The sequence below is a fragment of the Pedobacter sp. ASV12 genome (assembly GCF_016429155.1).
Classification (GTDB): domain Bacteria; phylum Bacteroidota; class Bacteroidia; order Sphingobacteriales; family Sphingobacteriaceae; genus Pedobacter.
Window position 1 is genome coordinate 1 of record NZ_JAELUC010000302.1, and the last position, 447, is coordinate 447.

Genomic DNA, 447 nt, shown 5'->3' on the forward strand with positions numbered 1-447 from the left:
CAGCGTCAGATGTGTATAAGAGACAGGCCGTGGAAGCCTGGCCGTCAAGTTTAGTATATAGTAGCACTGCTGGCAACAGGGTGTTGCAGATAAAAAAACCATTGGATAAATGGACAATTTTAAATGAATATTATGGTTAAGCAGTTTTCCCCTTCAACTAATATATTGGACAGTAATATTGATTTCACTCAATACCTTATTACTTCTAACGTACAAGCGGTTTTCGATGAAATAATCACAAGCTATGCAAGTGGGTTTCGGTCATTTAACCTAGTTGGCGCATATGGTACGGGCAAATCTACTTTTCTATCTGCCTTTGAAGCCCACCTAAACGGATATAAACTATTCTTTGACCAAAAGAAATGGACTAGGCTTAATGATTTTGATTGTGTTAAGATCGTAGGCTCCTACGATTCGATTCTTGAAAGCATTTCAGGAGCCTTGGGT

1 protein-coding gene is annotated in these 447 nt (G+C 38.9%); it reads left to right on the forward strand.

Translation table 11 applies throughout. From position 1 onward, the window contains the following. Nucleotides 1–132: 132 nt before the first annotated feature. Nucleotides 133–447 (forward strand): hypothetical protein (locus JHD69_RS21210; protein ID WP_233166141.1); only part of this gene is annotated, 315 nt, incomplete at its 3' end.